The organism is Candidatus Izemoplasma sp. (assembly GCF_982632705.1).
In genome coordinates, this window is sequence record NZ_CEXEES010000006.1 from 1 (window position 1) to 18,782 (window position 18,782).

An 18,782-nucleotide genomic window follows, 5' to 3' on the forward strand; every position below is an offset into this window, starting at 1 on the left:
CTATACGTTTCATCTTATATTTTTGAACAAGTCCTTTAACTTCTTTTACAGGGTGCATCTTAGAATCAATTTCTAACCCTTTGCAAATGCTTTTGATTAATTGGGTTGTGTCGTCATCATCTAAAATTTGAAAGTTTTTTCTATAATCTATAGCTGTATGATGTTCTCTTAAAATCCTTACACACATTGCATGGAAAGTACTAACCCATGATGGAGCTCTATTGTGAGTGTATTCGGGAGTATCAATTATCCTATCTCTCATCTCTTTAGCTGCTTTGTTTGTAAACGTCAAAGCCAGTATACTTTCTGGGTCTACCCCTATACCGTTGATTAAATGAGCGATTCTTTTAGTAAGAACGCTCGTTTTACCGCTTCCAGCACCTGCTATTGCCATTACTGGACCTTCGGTTTGAAGGACTGCTTCCTTCTGTTTTTCGTTTAAATTATCTAGTAAATTATTCATAAAATCACCTTGCTTTATTATAACAAAAAAAGCACCATATTGATAGTGCTTTACTACATAAATAATTGTAATTCGTGAAGGTGTTTTTTTAAATCAATTTTTTTATTTGAAACAGTTATTCCCTCTTGAGATAACATCTCTCCTTGAATGAATCCTGGTTCTCCTGTTAATGAAATTGATCCTTGAGAATTAATTACACGATGCCATGGTAAATTGTGTTTCTCACTCATGGAATGTAATATTCTACTCACTTGCCTTGCTCCTCTTGGACTGCCTGCATACGCAGCTATTTGGCCATAAGTCATTACTTTACCAAAAGGTATATTCTTAATAATATCTAGGACTTGTATTGTGAAATCAGTCATGTTTACCCTCCAGTGCTGAAAGTAATAGTTTTGCCTGCAAAATCATGAATTTCCAATTTATGTTGTCTTTATTATATATCACTGTTCTAGTAGCGAGTGATAGTAGCGAGTTATTAATTGTAATTGCTAAATCTAATGGAGAATCCTCCGTGACAATTGAACCATCTTGTATTCCAATTTCAATCATTTTTGATAAATTTTCATCCATTCTTTTCCCTGATTGTGATAACAAACTAAAATCATTCATTCTGTCCTCATTCATTTCAACGTTTGAATCAATCATACCCATCAATAGAATTACTTCCGAATGTTCTTTCGCATACATATATTGTTCCTCAAGTAATGTTTTAATTCTATTTATACCACTCATATCCTCTGGAAAAGTAATCGAAGTGATAAACCCTGAAAACTCTTCAAACAAATCTATTGCTATTTTAAGTAAAAGAGCTTCTTTTGATGGAAAATATCTATATATAGTTCTTCTATCAACATTAATCATTTCAGCTACAATTTCTACTGTTGTGTCTTTGTATCCTTTTTCAATAAAGCATTGCTTAGTACTTTCTACAATTCTTTCTCTAGTCTTGATAGACTTTTTAGTTTTTTCCATGAAACTCACCTCTTCCTATACTATTAATATATAACTATAAAAACATTAATGCAACCCCAGTGAATGCTATGAAACTTCCAACAACTTCCCACAGGTTTACTTTATCTTTAAATAAGATTACGGTAAACGGGATTATTAGTATTACATTTATCTGCTGAATAGTAGCTGTAACACCAACTTCTGCGGTCTTCATTGCTAATAAACTCAAGCTAACACCTAAGAATGGTCCAAAGAAAGAACCAATTGCTATTACTTTCATTGCTTTTTTATTCTTCAATGCTATTTTAACATTCTTGAATTCTTTCCTTATCAAGAATATGATTGTAAACCCTATTAGTGCAGCGAATAGTCTAATTTGCGTTGCGGCGAACGCATTGAAATCACCCATTCCTTTTTTACTAAGAATAAGTCCTAAGGCTTGTCCTAGAGCTCCTATGAATGCAAAAACTGCACCTCGTACAGCATGAGGATGTAATGCTTCACCTTTACTTCTTTTCACAAGTATTACGAACATAACACCGCTTATTGTAATTGTCATCCCTAGTAGATCTATAGGACTTAACATCTCACCCAAAATTAGATAACTTAGTAACGTACTAAGTGGTGGTGATAGCGTCATAATCAACATACTTACTCTTCCACCTACATCAACAAACGATTGAAACAAGAATAAATCACCAATAACTAAACCAACAAAACCTGAAAGACTCAACCATGTCCAAGCTTCAAACGATGCATCAAAGGGAAATAACGTACCTCTAATCAAAAATGTAAATAAGCTAAGTAAAACAATCCCTATAACAAGTCTGATATAATTCACAGACATGCTTCCGACTTTCTTTCCTGCATACTCAAAACTTAAAACTGTAAATGTCCAACAAAAAGCAACTCCAAGTGCAATCAATTCTCCGGATATGTTCATATTAGTACCTCCAAGTAATCTCCTACATATACTACATTATCAGATAAAAAAAAGAAAGACTACAAATTGTAGTCTTTACGATTAACTAAATAACTTCGATATTTTCTGCTTGAGGTCCCTTAGCACCATCAACAACATCAAAAGATACAGCTTCTCCTTCTTCTAAAGATTTAAATCCATCTTTCTGAATTTGTGAGAAATGAGCAAACACGTCTACACCTTCATCAGTAGTGATAAATCCATAACCCTTTTCAGAATTGAACCATTTTACTTTACCAGTCATAATTTGTTACCTCCTATTAGATTTGTTCATTATAAATACTTTCTAGGAGATAAAAAATTTATTTCACTAAAAAAATTATTTGTAACTAACAGTCTTATTTTACTACAATTCAAAATAATTTCAATAAAAAATTCAAAAGAAAAGCGAAGGTTTACTTCGCTTTTGGTTTATATGAAGATCTAAGTGAAACAATTCTATTAAAGACAGGAAGCGCTTCAGTAGTGTCTTTATCTACAGAGTAATATCCATTTCTTGTGAATTGGTATTTACTTCCTTCATCTATATTTATAGATTCTTCTACAAACCCATTTTTAATTATTAATGAGTCTGGATTGATTTTTTCAATAAATGGAACATCCTTGTTTTCAAAGTCTAGAACTAAATCATCAAACAATCTAAACTCTGCTTTTTTATTAATTGTACCATCTACATAGTGTATATTCCCGTTAGGTTTTCTGTCAGTAAATCCAGATCCAGATTTGGTGTTTTCATCATAAGTACAATGTACTTCTGTTATATTACCATCCTTATCTTTAATTATACTGTTCGCTTTAACAAAATATGCATGCATTAATCTAACTTCTATATCTAAAGCTAATCTTTTCCACTTTTTATTTGGTTTCACTTCTATGAAGTCTTCTCGTTCAATGTATACTTCTCTACTAAACGGTATTTTCCTTGAACCAAGTTCTTCGTTTTCTCTGTTATTTTCGGCATCTAAATACTCTACTTCGCCTTCTGGGTAATTAGTAATCACTAACTTAAGAGGGTCTAAAACTGCATTCACTCTTGGTGATTCTAATTTTAAATGATCTCTTACTACAGTGTAAAGCATATCTAATTCAGTTTCACCTTGGCTTTTAGGCAATCCTAGTGAAACAATAAATTCATGAATTGATTGAGGAGGTACTCCTCTTCTTCTTAATCCACTTAAAGTGATTAATCTAGGATCGTCCCATCCCATAACTACTTTTGCATCAACAAGTTGCTTGATGTATCGTTTACCGCTTACTGCACCTGCAATTTTTAGTTTTCCAAACTCGATTTGTCTTGGAACTTCAGGCATTTCGCAATGCTCTACTACCCAGTCATAAAGCGGTCTGTGATCTTCAAACTCTAAACTGCAAAGACTATGAGTGATTCCTTCGATTGCATCCTCTATAGGATGTGCAAAATCATACATAGGGTAAATGCACCAATCATCACCCGTGTTATGGTGATGTGCTCTTTGTATTCTATATATAATAGGATCTCTCATATTCATATTAGGACTTGTAACATCTATCTTAGCTCTTAATACTCTACGTCCATCTTCGAATTTTCCTTCTTTCATTCCGATAAATAGTTCTTCGTTCTCTTCAACTGATCTATCTCTATATGGAGAAGGTTTTCCTGGTGTAGTGAAATCTCCACGATACTCATTGATTTCTTCTGCACTTAAATCATCAACATACGCTTTTCCATTACGAACTAATAATAGTGCTCTTTCATACATTTCGTTAAAATAATCGCTTGCGAATAATAGATTCTCCCAGTGACAACCTAACCATTCAATATCTTTCCTAATTCCTTCAACAAAAGCAATATCCTCTTTAACAGGGTTTGTGTCATCAAATCTTAAATTGAAGTATCCACCATGATTTTTTGCCATTGTGTAATTTGTAATGATTGCTCTTGCATGTCCTAAGTGAAGTAACCCACTTGGCTCTGGTGGAAAACGTGTTATTGCTTTTTTGTGTTTTCCTGTTTTAATATCTTCTTCGATAATAGTATTTATAAAATGATTAATTTCCATTTTTATTCACCCTTTCAATTTTTGGTTCAAATTCATTTATACTTTAATCAGGGCCTTCTGCTGATATTTCATAATAATCACCTCTTGTTATAATTCATTATATTATATATATTAACATAATTTAAAGCAATAAGAAATCGAGATTTATTTATTCTCGATTTCTTCTTTTATTTGCTTAAATGTTTTAATGCTTTCTGCAAATGTTCCACTTCTTTTTGATACCCATCCTAAGAAGTTTTCATCTTCTAAGACTTCCTCTGATATTTTCTCCAAATCAAGAAAGTGATCGTTAAGGTATTTAATAAAATCTTCTACTTTTGTATATTTCTTCCCTTTGTACTTAAAGATTTTCTTATCCTTAATCGCTTCGTAGTCACGTTCTTTCTTTAATTGTCTTTTGCTTTTCCTTTTTTCTTTAGGTTCTTTTTCTGGTTTTTTCTTTAGTTTATCTGATTTCTTTTTATCTTGCTCAAAGAAATCATTTAGGGCTGGTTTTGCAGTTTCCTCTTTTACTTCTTCGATTACTTCTTCAAAATCAGTTTCATCTTGTTCTTCTTCAAATATGATTACTTCTTCTGGTTTTTCATCTTTTTGTTCGAAAAATTCACCTATGTTAGGTTGATAATCATCAAAATTGGTTGGTTCTATATCGGAAACGACAGTTCCTTCTATCTCTTCAGTTGTTGTACTTTCAATTTCTTCAACAACTTCAGGTTCTTCTGATTCTCTTTTTCTTTTACCACGTCTAGCCATTAAAACCATCCTCCTTTCAATGCTATTCCAAATACATAAAATGCTATATTAGAAAGGAATACAAAAATAAACAGAATTCTTAGTATTTTCATAAATCTACTATAATATTTCGTCATAAAATCATATTTCCATTGAACCATTATTACATAGTTTTTAAATTTTGCTATCAATAACTCTGGACCAATCAAATTTTGTAGTTCAAATGATGTTTTCTTTGGATTTTTGATTACTTGATCTACATAATCTTCTAGTAATCCTGATTGCTTCAATCTAGTTTTCTCTAAATCTTCTTCCCACTTTGCAAAAGTGCGATCTGCATGTTTGTTTTTTTCTCCTCTAACGTCTTTAATGAATCTTCCGAAGAAGTTATTGAAGACAACATATATAGTTGTTAAAACAGCTACTGATGCCCCAAAGAAACTAAACAAGTCTCTTTCTATTAATAAATCATTCACCCCTCCAAATAGAAGTTTACCTATAATAGGAAATCCTTCAATTGAAGCAGGGTTCTCAAAGACAAATGCCAACATCAACAGCATAATTAATCCCAGTAGAAATGCAAATTTAGAGGGTTTTTTATATCTTTTTGATTTTTTCGGCAACATTTTGATCATATTCTTTAAATGTTCCATTTGGGTAATAGATGACTCACGATATTCTTCCACCCAACCATCTAAGATATCATATAAAATACTCTCTTTTTGTACTTGGTTAAATGATTCTAATTGAATGAACTCCTGCAGAGTCATCTCAGTATCCAATTCTGTGTGTCTAAAGTAAAACTGATCTATACTGTCTACTTTATCACCCCAGTCTTGTTTATATGTTAAGGGGTTTCTATGAAAATGATCTTTTTGCTCTTGGAAAAGATAATGAGACATAACTAAATCAGAGAATTTTTTGTGTTTATACAAATCAATATTCCCAGTTTTCTCATATTCTAATTGTTTTTTAAGTTTAAACTTCGTAATATCAAAACCATTCAGTTCCAATAACAACATTAATTCTTCACTTTTTTTCATAGAATACTCCTTTCTAACGAATCATACTTCTAACTCGTTGGCTAAATTCACTACTAAATAAATCATATTCATCATTGGCCAAGATTCTCATTGCATCAATGGTAATCTGCCCATCATCATACATTTGTTCTAATAATGTATAGTTTTCGGTTCCTTCAATTATATTAAACGCGAATTGATCTCCCCATATTGATATTACTTCTACAGTAAATACATTACTCTCAACAGAGTCATTAACATTTGATAAAAACTCTTCCATTTTTTCTGAATCATAGATTATAGGTTCATTCTCATCATCTATCATGATATAAGCTTTAAACAAGACCTCTGCAGTTAGATACTGCATATTAAATAATTCTTGAATAACTCCGCCTTCACCTTCTGATTTTTGACAATACTCAACGTTTCGGTTGAAGTCTGATTTTACAGAGTTTGATGAACTACACATTCTAGATAAATCGCTTACGAACGCCCCTAATAATGGTGTATCTCTTAAGGTTCCGTATACATCTAAATTGTATTTCATTACACTAATACCTATTTTAACAATCATAGATACATTTCCATCTATACTTGCTGCTATATCTTTATAATATAAGTCATAATCATCAACTAACCCTTTAGTACTTACTAATACTTCTTGTACTTGTGGGAAACCATCAAATGCATCATCAAATAATCCAGCTTCATAATCATACTTATATTGCACGATTATCCACGATACGCTCTCACCATCAAATAGTGTTGATACTATGTCTAATGCATTGTCTGTAAAGTCATAACTTTTATCTTCTTCATAATTGAGTTCTGAACATCTATTTGCAGGTAACTCTAGTTCGTCTAGAGGTACATCATCTATATTGCTTAATGTACAGTCTAACCAATCATTAAATACATCATAACTTCTTATACTCATTTGAGCTAAGTACAGAGTATCTTTCAACTCATCATCATTAATGTTCTCAATAATAGTTGGATAATAAGATTTAAAGCTATTAATCGCTACGCTGATGTCAGATCCACCTGCATCGCTAGCCATAGTTCTATCCATTTCATCTACATACCACATTAATAATCCTAAGTGATCTTTGAAGTCTTTTCCTAAGGTGTTCAGTTCTGATGTAACATCCTCTTTGTCACCATAATCATCAACAAAAGCTTCACTTGCGATTACTTCTGGCGATTTGATTGGAAGAACTGGTGGTTCTGTCACTTCATCCTTTTTAAATCCGCTTGGCTTGTCTTCCTCAAACTCAGGTTTAACCCCAGAGAATGGATCAGGTAGATCAGTAAGATTAAGGACTGAACTAATTTTTTCATCTAAATACAAATTAAGAGCAGTAACATAGTCTTCTAAATCTGCCTCGTAAGACTCTAATTCGATTTGATAAGCATAATATTCTAAATCAGCTTCATATTGGACCAGAGAGTTCTCGTACGCTCTTATAATCACATTGTGTTGTTGTAATACTTCATCAAAATCATTTTCTAAGTTAATCATTTCTTGGTAGATATAATCCCCTGTGAAGTACTCTGTTACAAGAACCCTAGAAACACCTACGTAATTAGATTGAGATAATGTTTCCCCAAAATAATCATTGTAGTTACTTTCTATTAATGTTCTTGCTTCTATTGTTAGTTCTGGATATATATTTGTCATAAAATCTGTTTCATATGAATCGTTTGTACCAATATATTGTTGTTGATAATCATAAATCGCTTCGTTGTAGTATCCTTCAACTCCATCAACTGTAAGTAAATGCTGAAACGCTTCAGCTTTTGCAGCCAAGTCTTTTACTGGTACTGCTTTTTCTGCTGTTCTTGCAATTCTTGAGAATGGTGGCGGGTGCTCTAGTACAAATGTTGTAACAAAGTCTCCACTATCAACAAGGTTCATCGCAAATACAGGTAGAATAATAAAGTATATTAGAACATATCCATTTAAGAAAGCAACAACTGCTCCTAAGTAGTTGTTTTTCTTACCTAGTTTCGCTCTCATGTTCTCATTTAATATATGTCTTCTTGCATATATAGAGAATACGAAAATACCTATAAATATAAATAGATAGGTTATAATGTACGCTATTATCATTGTGATTGTATATTTGAATGTGTCAAAATGTTCAAATATAAATTCAAACAAGAATGTTTTTGATAAAGGAATATACAGATATGAGGTTATCTGTCTTCCTAGGTAATATATGATCATAAAGGGGATAATTAAGTTAATTGATAGTCTTATTTGTTTGTGTCCACCTGAAAAGTACCCATATACGAGATATGAGATAAATATCAATAGTAAAACAATGTCAAAACTAAAATCAAATCGGACTTCAGGTATCATAATATATCCTCCCTTTTGTAATCATATTATTCAAGAAAAACCCTTAGGGTTAAGGGTTTTTCTATTATAATTGGGTTTTTTATATTAACATCTATGGCTTAAGGATTTGGTATTTCTTCTGTTGTAGGAATAACGTCTTCTCCGAATAATGCTGCGAAGTCATCCATAACACCTTCAGGGATTAAATCTCCAATTTCTGTTAAGAAAGCTTCTTGCTCTTCAGCGTTTAAATCTTCGAATTCATCGAATAACACTTCTAAATCTTCAGGTTCGATTTCATCTTCAGGATCAGTTAAGATCGTTTGGATATCATCTAATGCAGCGATTACTTCTGCTGCTTCTTCATTATCGTTATCTGGATTTAAAGCATCATTTAAGTTTGTAATTAACTGTTCATCTTCTAATACTGTATTTATAGCGTCTTGAAGATCTTCTAATGCAGCTTGTAATTCAGCATTTGCAGCTACTACGTCTAATACGATAGCTCCATGTACTAAGCTTATTCCGTTAATTGCAACTGTTTCTTCTTCAGTTCCTTCAGTTAACACTGCGCTTAATGCATCAGCACTTAATGTTAAGTAAACACCGTTTACAGTTTCTTCGATTGAACCAAATTCAATATCTTCGATTCCAACTAAGTAAGATTCAAATACTTCTAAATTAGTAACTGATACATAATCGATAGCAGTTTCGCCAGCGTCAGCACCAAAACTTAATTCTGTGAAGTCGAATACTAATTCTGTATCTGTTGATGCTTCTTCTACTTTAGTTGCTTTTAATTTCATCAATGACATAGTTGAATCTAATTTGAATAATGCATTTGCATAAATCGCATCTTCTTCAATTGTAAACCATACAGCTTGTAATCCAACTTCGATTTCTCTAACTGTACCATCTGGTAATTCAAGTTCTTGAACTTGTGTCATTTCTGCAAATCCTTCTGCACCTGAATAAATTACTTTATTGAATAATTCATCAGTAATCTCGAATCCTCCACCTAATAATGCGTTATTGAATACGAATTCAGTGAATACGTTTTGCATATAAGCTACTGGATCGAATGCGTTTGGATCATATTCTCCATAAATTGGAGTATTATCTTCATTATATCCTGTGATTACGTGTAAGTCATATAAGTAATCAGGGATCTCATTTACATCATCACTTGCGAATTTTGAAATTCTAGCAGCTAAGATTAACTCTTCATCTACTAAATCAAATTCTAATAAGCCTTGTTCGAATACGATACTTGCGATTTCTTGAAGCATCAATATATCGTCTGTTGGCTCTACATCGTCATCAGTTTCACCAATCATATCAACTATTTCTTGTTTCTCAATAGTGTATGTGAATGAATCCAAATCGAATTCTCCAAATGGTAAATCATCTAACATGTCTAACTCAAATCCATCGAAGTTGCTTTCAACTGCGTTTAAGATTGTAGAGATTAGACCAGAAGGAATTGGTAAATTCCCAACTTTAATTTTTTCAAACTGTAAAGTATATTTCCCTTGTCCAGGGTGATCTTCAAGTTTGAAATGAGTTTCGATTACAGTTTTGTAAGCGATACTTTCAGTTATTTGAACATCGATAAATACATTCATGATGAATTTATTTTGTTCAAATTCTACCCAAGCACCAACGATTCTCAATTGTGAACCTTCTTGGATTGGTAAGTCTGTAAACATGAAATAACATGCTTCAGGTGTTTCACAATCGTCACTAGGTGCGTATTGTGGATTTTGTTCTTTCATTGCTTGGTATATAGCAACATTAATAATGTCTTCGTGTACGTTAAACTCTAAGTCATCATTAACTCCGCTTTCTAATTCATCTAATGAATCAGATAATTCTTGGTATATCATTTTTTCTGCATCTGCATCTTCTGTATATAAATGATTCGGCATTTCTTCATAACCGGCACCATCATACATAATCACTGCTAGGATAGCAGGGGTTCCCGCTAATACTAAGATGGGAATAAAAATTGCCATAAATAATTTTCTCATAGATATCTCTCCTCAATGTTTCTTCGTTCTTAACCCAATTATATAGAATTTATGTGTAAATCTTATGAATTTGCGATTGAAATTTCGTGAACTGTTGCCATATACAGTTTTATTTCAAATTTAATCGTGAACTTCCGTTCAAGCTCATATCATCTACGGTTTGTTCTTTCTGATATTGATAATAACCCGCAACCCCTATCATTGCAGCGTTATCAGTACAGTACTTAAACTCTGGAACTACTACTTTTACATTTGTAATGCGTTCCGATATCTTTTTACGAAGACCTTTATTTGCTGCAACTCCACCAGCTATAATAAACATCTTTGCATTGAACTCGTTTATTGCTTTTATACTTTTGTTAATTAATACATCTGTTACTGTTTCTTGGAAACTTGCACATAGATCTTCTATTACTAATTCTTCGTTTCGTTGTTTCAAGTTATGTACTAAATTAATTACGTGTGACTTAATACCGCTAAAACTAAATTCGTATGAATTACCTAAACTAATATCAGGCATTTTATAACTTGGTTTCCCTGTAGCCGCTAATCGATCAACTACTGGACCTCCAGGATATCCAAGACCTACAGTTCTAGCTACTTTATCGTATGCTTCACCAACTGCATCATCCATTGTTTCGCCGAGTTTATTGAAATCATAATGTTCCTTCATCAGTATTAGTTCTGTATGTCCACCACTTACTACTAAGCACACAAGTGGAAACTGTAAAGGTTCACTTATTGCATTGGCATAAATATGCCCTGCGATATGATGTACACCAATTATTGGAATATTGTTTGCAAGTGAGAATGCTTTTGCTGCATTTACACCAATCAACAAACTACCAATCAAACCTGGTCCCTTTGTTACTGCGATCAAATCAATGTCTTTTGGAGTCATTGATGCATTCTTTAGAGCTTCTTCGAATACCATTGTCACACCTTTAATATGCTCTCTCGAAGCAATTTCAGGAACAACTCCTCCATATTGCTTATGAACATCAATTTGACTTAAAACAACATTACTCAAAATCTCTGTTCCATTTCTATTAATACTTACACTTGTTTCATCACAACTGCTTTCAACACTTAAAACAATCACGTAATCACCTCTATCTTTAATACCATTAATATTGCATCTTCGTTATTTGCATAATAGTTTTTTCTTCTATGGCTTTCTACAAAGCCTAATTCTTCATACATAGTTATAGCATATTTATTGCTTGGGCGAACCTCTAAAGTTAATAATTCTATTTTTTCTTCTGTACATACTCTAATAACTTCTCCCATTAAAAGTTTTCCGATATTATTTCCTCTATAATCTTCACTAACAAACAGATTGAGTATCTCTGCGTTTGGAACTGTCAACCAGCTCCCTACATAACCTGCTCGTTTGTTATCAACAAAAGCCATAAAGTATTTTGATAGTTTATTATGTAACACCTCGTGATACAAGGTTTCCTCACCTAAACTTTTACCAAATATTTTTAACTCTTCTTTATATACATAAGGAACATCACTCATATCCATCTTTCTAATTACAATGTTATTCTTCATCAGATGTTTCTCCGTCTGTCTCGTCCACAAATAGTCCAATGTCTGATTCTAATTCAATAATCGCTTCATTTTCATCTAAGTACATCGTATAGAAATTCTCTATCAATGGTTGGATAGAATCAATGTCGTTTAGATCTAATAAATTGATATCTGTTGGGATCCCATTGATTTCCTCAACTGTAGTTTCATTTAACTGATGTTTCAAATATAACTGCTCATAAATAGCCATATCATTATAATAATTAAATACACCCAGAGATGTGAAACCATCTTTATCAGAGTTAATTGGAATGCTGTATACCCCAAGCAACTTCGCTGTATGAGGTAATCTTTGGATCTCAATAAACTTTTCTGTCGAATTAACATCATATACCACGATACTAATAATAATGTTCTTTGATACAGCGATAGTCTCTTCTAGATTGTATTTTCTAGCGTAACTACCCGATTTATAAACATTATCTCTATCTACTTCTTGGTATTCACAATCAGTACGATTGTATTTATATTTGGTATTTCCAATTTCAATATTTGACGGTACACGGAAGTTTTCATATTGTGTACACAGGAATCCTGCATTCTCGTAAATATCTTCTGTGAATCCCTCTAACTCAAAATCATAATCAATATTAGTATTATAATAAATCATTTCTTCAATTGTTAATAAACGATCAATGTTTAACTCAATCATTTGCCCGTTTTCATCTGTTTTGTATTCAATAATGATTCTTTCATTTGAAGAAATGAAGTAATCATCTTTTCTTGATTTGAAATTATATGCCGATTCATCTTTTTTACATCCACTTAGACCAAATACAAGGATAACTACAAGAATTAAACTAAACTTTCTCATGAGAACATCCCCAATCTAGCAAGGGTGTCTTTGATAATCTCTAAGATGTCCCCTGTTTTTTTAGTACGTACTGTTTTAATAACCTCATGATCACGGCCTAAACGATCAATTGTGTCATCACTCCATATGTTGTTTACTGTTTCTTCTAGATAGTCTTCTCTAAGTTCTAAAAGATTTACACTTTGATTTTCCAGTATGTAAAGTTCCAGCATATTTAACTCTTCAAAGTAATCAGAATTGTCCTCATACATATTACCTGCTTGTCGTAAACTCATAGGTAATACTGTTACTATCTCTTTTTCCCACTCATCTTTACCTATATGAAATGTAATATTTTCTATAAAGATAATAGTCTCAAATGTATTCACATTAAAGTTAGGATCACTAAAGATTGTAACGTTTATATTCTCTATAGGACTAACATCCTCAGGATCATACGTAATTTCTTCTGTAAAGCCGTTTTCATGGAAAGTATATTCATCATATGAACAATATCCATTGTCTCTTATATTAAAGAAATAAGTGCTTTCCTCGATTCTTAAAAATCTTGGTATTTCTGTGACAGATGTAATAGAACAACTGATTAATTCTGATTCAGTAACTACATTGTTTATCGTTGTTTCATCTGATAATCTATCATAATTAAATGATGTGTATTCTAGCGCTTGATAGAAATTCATTACTTCATCAATCATAAAGACATCAATTTCTCCAATTGAATTGGTATGATAGTTAACGATAAAATCACCGCTTAATACGTAACCCGCTCTATCTTGATCATAATTCCCTCGATCAAAGATACCACAACCACTAAGTAGTAGTACTAATGATAGTGTTAGTATTAGTTTTTTCATATTACACCTCCTTGTTAACTTATTTCTACAACTGTAAATCCTTTATTATTTGTTTCATCATTTGCATCATCTACAATTGATTGCTCTACTTGAGCATCAATTGCAATTGAATCTATTGAAAGTGCAGCATCGTCAAGTGTTACTTGAATTGCAGCTTTGATATCATCAATATCAGTTTGTGTATAAGTTTCATCAGCAAGCATATCCGCTTCGTCAATGAATCCTAGCGAACTTGCATATCCATCAAAGTATTGTTGTACTGTTTGATATACTTGATTGTTTATTTCATTTCTTGACGCAGTTTCATCTAAATACTGTAGGTAAATATTAGTATCAAACACTATGTAAGCTGCGTCCACTAATGGGCTATGAATTGCATCAAATCTAATGTTTCTTTCAGTTACATTATCTAATTCAGCATATTTCTGAGCGTAATAGAAGTTGTCTACTTCGAGATTAGTTAAACCAGATGTAATTGTAATACCCGTGTTCTCTAGTTCTCCTATTAGTACTCCTAAATCTGATACAGTGAAGTTCTCCATTTCTAATGTAACTAATGTATCCAATACTGTACTAAATCCACTTAAATCAGAAATATTAATTGTGTTCATTGTTACTCCCACAAGGCCATTTCCATCTAATGTCCAGCTATTAACCGTACCATCAATGACGATACTTACACCGGTACCATCTACAATTATGTTTGCAATATCAATATTAGATAAGTTCACTTCTCTAGTAGTTCCTTCGTTAGATAGTGTGACATTTAAGTCGCCTAATGAAGTGCTTGATGCATTTAGAATTAGTGCATCTGTGTTCACATAAGTAGTATTATCATATGCAATTAAATTAAGTGTCCCTACATCATAAGAGCTGTGTGTAATACTTGCAGCATCAGAATCTATAGTTAATAAATCTGAAGAGCCATTTATATCTAATGTATTTACGATATTATCATTTGTTGCGATCAGCGCTAAGTTACCTGATGAAACACTTACTGTATGTATATTATTAGTACCTATCATCAATATTGTTTCAAAACTTGGCAGGATAGAAATGTGATTACCTGCAACATCAATTGTAAGAACATTTTTTACAGTTGGTCCTATTAAAGTAAACCTATCAAATATTCCATTTACTCTTTCGATGTTTTCTCCAGTGATTCTGAAGTCTGTAATTGCTGAGTTGACAGTTACTTCATCACCCAAAGTAGTAATTTCTAAACTTTGATCCGATGTTGAATTAATAAACACATTTGCACTTGTTGGTACGTTCAATGTTACTGTTTCTGATATAGTGTCTAAAGTAAATATAGGCTGCAATGAATTAATGACAACTTCGCTTAATGGTGCTATATCATAGGTATTAAGTGCTCCAAGATTGTTTGTTTGAGTACTTAATCCATTATAAACTAGATTGTTTAAATCAATATTAGTTAAATTGTCCCCATTAATATCTAAGGTATCCATTGTTCCATCAACATCAAGTGTTGTCGCAGATGTTATGATTCCAACAACTGCGGTTGGTTTATCTAAACTAAAGGCATTTAAGTTCGAGATATCCAAGTCTACATTTATAAGTGATGTCCCACTTGTAATGTCCAATCCTGTGATATTCAGACTATTAACCATTAAGTTAGTTGTTTGATTATTTAAGACTAGATTTGAAATAGATACTTCATATAGTTCAATATCAGTGATACTTCCACTGTTTCCAATTGTTAAACTGGATAATGTACTTGATGTTATTTGGAGAAGTCCTGCTGAACCATCTACAGCTAGTGTAGCTGAAGATCCTGTTACAACAACCTCGTCTCCTGCGTTGTTAACTATCAAGTTATTTAAGTTACCATCAATGATCTCAACGTCTGCAGCTCCGTTATAACTGAAACTACCAAGATCAGTTGTTACTGAGACAGGTGAAATGTTCGTTGATGCTATTTCTGTGACACTTGTACCTAGTGTTAATACCAAATCACTAAATCCACCATCTATTGTTGTTGCAGCTATGTTACTACCATTAATAGAAAGTGTATTTGTTGTTGTATTTTCAAAAATCAATGACTCTATATCTGCACTACCAAATATCATGTTTTCTACGGTACTGTTATTCATATCAAGACTTTCAATGTCAGAAGAATTAGAGAAAAACGCTGTAGATGCTGCAATACTTGAATTAAATGTATCTGCGACAACATCAAATGTTACTATTCCAATATTAGTACTAGTAAAATCTAGGTTATTTCCAACTCCTACATCAGCTGTTAATGATGTTATTAAATTGGAATTAACAACCGTTGAAATAGAATTTGTTGAGGTAATGTTTAATGTTGAAGATGTAGTACCAATTATAGTATTACTTATTGTACCAATAGCGTTTAAATCCGTTAGATTAGTTATTGAATTTAAATCTAAAGTGTTCAATGTATTTGATACATTAATTCCTACAACATTTGTTGTTGGACTATCCACAACTAATGAAACTGCATCTACTGTCAGACTAATTGAAGCTGCTCCTGTTGTCAAAACAACATCTGATGAAGTTGTGTCGAGAGTAACCGTAGTAGCATTTGTTGCGTCTAGAGCTATATCATCAATATTAGAACCAGTTACATTAATGGTTCCAACATTTGTATTAAAATCTAATGTATTTATAGAAGCGTCTACTAGATCTACTGTGTTTAAACTTGTAGAGGTTGTAGTTAATGTACCATTAACAAATGATCCTGTAATTGCATATAATTCATGCAAGTTTGCATTATTTAGGTTTAATGTGTCCACTGAACCTTCAAACGTAATTACTGTTTGATTTCCTAGTAGAGTAACATCAGCTGATGGGGCTGCTGCGAACAGTGTATTTACATTTACACCGTTTACATTTAACAATGTAGTATTAAAAGATGCGAAGAACAAATCGCTAACTAACGTAGTAATTTCAACTTCGTCAACATCATTTTCATCACTTGTTATATTCAAATTATTAAATACATCAGAATCAACTGTTATCGAATCTACCGATCCAGTTCCTGTTATTGTTAGAGAAACTAATGTGTCGTTTAATAAAACTAATTCTCCAACTTCTGCTATTAACTGCAATGAAGTTGATGTTGTATGTATCTCTATTGTGTTTTCCACATTAAGAGTATTCATTGTTAATAATGAATTGTTGTATAAATCTACCTGATCTGCTCTTGTAGATAAATCTACATTTGCCTGAACAGTATTTAATTCTAAAGAATTCATACTTGATTGTGTATTTGTATCTGTAAACGTATTTAATAAGTTGGTATTAGATACAAAATCAACGATATCTGCATTCACTATATTAACTTGTACGATGGTTGTGCTATTAAGTGTAATATCATTTGCAGAACCAGATAATGATAGACTACTATTGGTAGAATTAACAATCAAATCTGCATTTGCTATGTTTAAATTATAGATTTCATTATTAGAACTCAATGTTAATGTTGAAAAGCCTGAATAATCCACATTCAATTGTGCTTCAGCTGCGATATCAGCAGATATAGAACTTACTGAAGATGTTGCAGCTATATCTAAACTGGTAATTGAATTATTTGATAATCCTGTGACATTTGCTTGAACGTCTACCAAATTGACACTATTTAGAGTTGTATACCCTGATAAGAAACTATAATCATTATAATTTGGATCTATAAATGTTATTGATGTAGCACTATCGAAACTCAAAGTATCAAACAGTGGAACAAGTTCATTATCATTTGTAATCTGAATCGTTTCTACAAGATTAAATGAATCTGTAATCGTTATACTAAAACCGATTTGAACGCTTGATGATGAACCAAACATGTCGAAACTTGTAGTTATTGTATCTAAACTACTGAAGTTGTTTAAATAATTAGATTGTGGTTCCAATGTGGACATGCTATTGAAAGAACCAATAAAACTAGTAATACTGCTGTCGTTCGCTAAATTCACTTGAGTTACACCGTCTAAACCATCAAGATTTGTAATTATTGTATCTGGTGTATCAAATCCTATAAATGTTAATGCATCATAACCTGAGAAAATACTAAAATCTGGAATGCTTTGAACATTCTCTATATATAAGGATGTAATTGTTGCTTCAAAAACATTCCCTGCAAACACTGATAAATCAGCGATGTCCACAGAAATTGTTAAATCATCAAGAACTGTCAAGTTATCCAAAAATGCAATATCAGTTAAATCGTGTCCGCTTAAATCAATCATGTCGATTGGTGATCCACTAAATGAATCAGATGTAATTGAGAGTATTTTGGTATTTAGGTTATCTGCAAAAGGTCTATCAAACTCACTAATAAGAGTATTTTTGAATCCATCTATCGCGGTTAGAGGTAGACCTGTTAGGTTAACTGTATCTAAGTCTGGTTGATTATTTATACCATCAATCTCTGTAAGAGGTAATGTAAATCCATCACTTCCTAGTTGATTAGATAGATTTAACTCTTCTAGTCCAGGTATCGAGTCTATAAATGCAACTGAAGTAATTCCATTTTGTGATAAGACTAAATTTCTTACAGTGGTAATACTTGAAAGATCCAATGTAGTAATATCATTTCCATGGAAACTTAGGATATCATTTACTGTTGTGCCAACTAAGCTGTTAGTGAATACTTCAACTTCAGATTCTACAATTCCTAGATTCACAAAATAAGAACCATTAAAGCTGTTATCTATATTATTAAAATCCGAATCCTGAATTAGCATTCCGCTATTTGCGTTTATTGTTAAATTGTTAAACGAGTCCGTTATGCTTGTTACAGGTAATGTTGATGTTTGATTAGATAATGTAATTATTTGGAATGTTCCATCATTAAAGCTATTATCTATTAATCCAATATTACCTTCAGATAATGTGAATGAATATCCACCAGTATCAGGATCTAGGTTATTGAATGAATCAATAATTTCAGTTATTGATGTTGCATT

Annotated in this window: 15 protein-coding genes; all 15 read right to left on the reverse strand. The window is 32.2% G+C overall.

What is annotated here, in order from left to right; genetic code table 11:
- Window positions 1-463, reverse strand: a 463-nt coding sequence (locus AC2LE6_RS01495) for a UvrD-helicase domain-containing protein (RefSeq protein ID WP_484477466.1), incomplete at its 3' end; no start/stop codon positions are given.
- Window positions 464-516: 53 nt separating this feature from the next.
- Complete coding sequence (locus AC2LE6_RS01500) at window positions 517-828, reverse strand: MGMT family protein (protein WP_484477467.1); 312 nt, start codon at window positions 826-828, stop codon at window positions 517-519.
- Window positions 821-1,438, reverse strand: coding sequence for a TetR/AcrR family transcriptional regulator (locus AC2LE6_RS01505; protein WP_484477468.1), 618 nt, complete (start codon window positions 1,436-1,438; stop codon window positions 821-823). The genes AC2LE6_RS01500 and AC2LE6_RS01505 overlap by 8 nt, the downstream gene beginning before the upstream one ends.
- A 34-nt stretch (window positions 1,439-1,472) precedes the next feature.
- The gene (locus tag AC2LE6_RS01510) at window positions 1,473-2,360 is read right to left on the reverse strand and encodes a DMT family transporter (protein WP_484477469.1); all 888 of its coding nucleotides are present in this window, start codon (window positions 2,358-2,360) and stop codon (window positions 1,473-1,475) included.
- 85 nt (window positions 2,361-2,445) lie between these two features.
- Window positions 2,446-2,643, reverse strand: coding sequence for a cold-shock protein (locus AC2LE6_RS01515; protein ID WP_484477470.1), 198 nt, complete (start codon window positions 2,641-2,643; stop codon window positions 2,446-2,448).
- A gap of 151 nt (window positions 2,644-2,794) precedes the next feature.
- Window positions 2,795-4,438 (reverse strand): glutamine--tRNA ligase/YqeY domain fusion protein, encoded by a 1,644-nt coding sequence (locus AC2LE6_RS01520; RefSeq protein WP_484477471.1) that lies wholly within the window; start codon window positions 4,436-4,438, stop codon window positions 2,795-2,797.
- A 144-nt stretch (window positions 4,439-4,582) separates the two neighbouring features.
- Window positions 4,583-5,191 carry a hypothetical protein gene (locus tag AC2LE6_RS01525; protein ID WP_484477472.1) on the reverse strand — a complete coding sequence of 203 codons (609 nt, stop codon included), beginning with the start codon at window positions 5,189-5,191 and terminating at the stop codon, window positions 4,583-4,585.
- Window positions 5,191-6,213 (reverse strand): hypothetical protein, encoded by a 1,023-nt coding sequence (locus AC2LE6_RS01530; RefSeq protein ID WP_484477473.1) that lies wholly within the window; start codon window positions 6,211-6,213, stop codon window positions 5,191-5,193. The genes AC2LE6_RS01525 and AC2LE6_RS01530 overlap by 1 nt, the downstream gene beginning before the upstream one ends.
- A gap of 13 nt (window positions 6,214-6,226) precedes the next feature.
- Window positions 6,227-8,557, reverse strand: coding sequence for a CvpA family protein (locus AC2LE6_RS01535; protein ID WP_484477474.1), 2,331 nt, complete (start codon window positions 8,555-8,557; stop codon window positions 6,227-6,229).
- Window positions 8,558-8,655: 98 nt separating this feature from the next.
- The gene (locus AC2LE6_RS01540; RefSeq protein ID WP_484477475.1) at window positions 8,656-10,566 is read right to left on the reverse strand and encodes a hypothetical protein; all 1,911 of its coding nucleotides are present in this window, start codon (window positions 10,564-10,566) and stop codon (window positions 8,656-8,658) included.
- A 109-nt stretch (window positions 10,567-10,675) separates the two neighbouring features.
- Window positions 10,676-11,668, reverse strand: a complete 993-nt coding sequence (gene tsaD, locus AC2LE6_RS01545) for a tRNA (adenosine(37)-N6)-threonylcarbamoyltransferase complex transferase subunit TsaD (RefSeq protein ID WP_484477476.1) — start codon at window positions 11,666-11,668, stop codon at window positions 10,676-10,678.
- Window positions 11,665-12,123, reverse strand: coding sequence for a ribosomal protein S18-alanine N-acetyltransferase (gene rimI / locus AC2LE6_RS01550; RefSeq protein ID WP_484477477.1), 459 nt, complete (start codon window positions 12,121-12,123; stop codon window positions 11,665-11,667). Before rimI ends, tsaD begins: the two co-directional genes overlap by 4 nt.
- On the reverse strand, window positions 12,113-12,976 hold the full coding sequence (locus AC2LE6_RS01555; RefSeq protein ID WP_484477478.1) for a hypothetical protein: 864 nt from the start codon (window positions 12,974-12,976) through the stop codon (window positions 12,113-12,115). Before AC2LE6_RS01555 ends, rimI begins: the two co-directional genes overlap by 11 nt.
- A complete protein-coding gene (locus AC2LE6_RS01560) occupies window positions 12,973-13,830 on the reverse strand; it encodes a hypothetical protein (RefSeq protein ID WP_484477479.1) in 858 nt (285 codons plus the stop codon). Before AC2LE6_RS01560 ends, AC2LE6_RS01555 begins: the two co-directional genes overlap by 4 nt.
- Window positions 13,831-13,844: 14 nt before the next feature.
- Window positions 13,845-18,782 (reverse strand): beta strand repeat-containing protein (locus AC2LE6_RS01565; protein ID WP_484477480.1); only part of this gene is annotated, 4,938 nt, incomplete at its 5' end.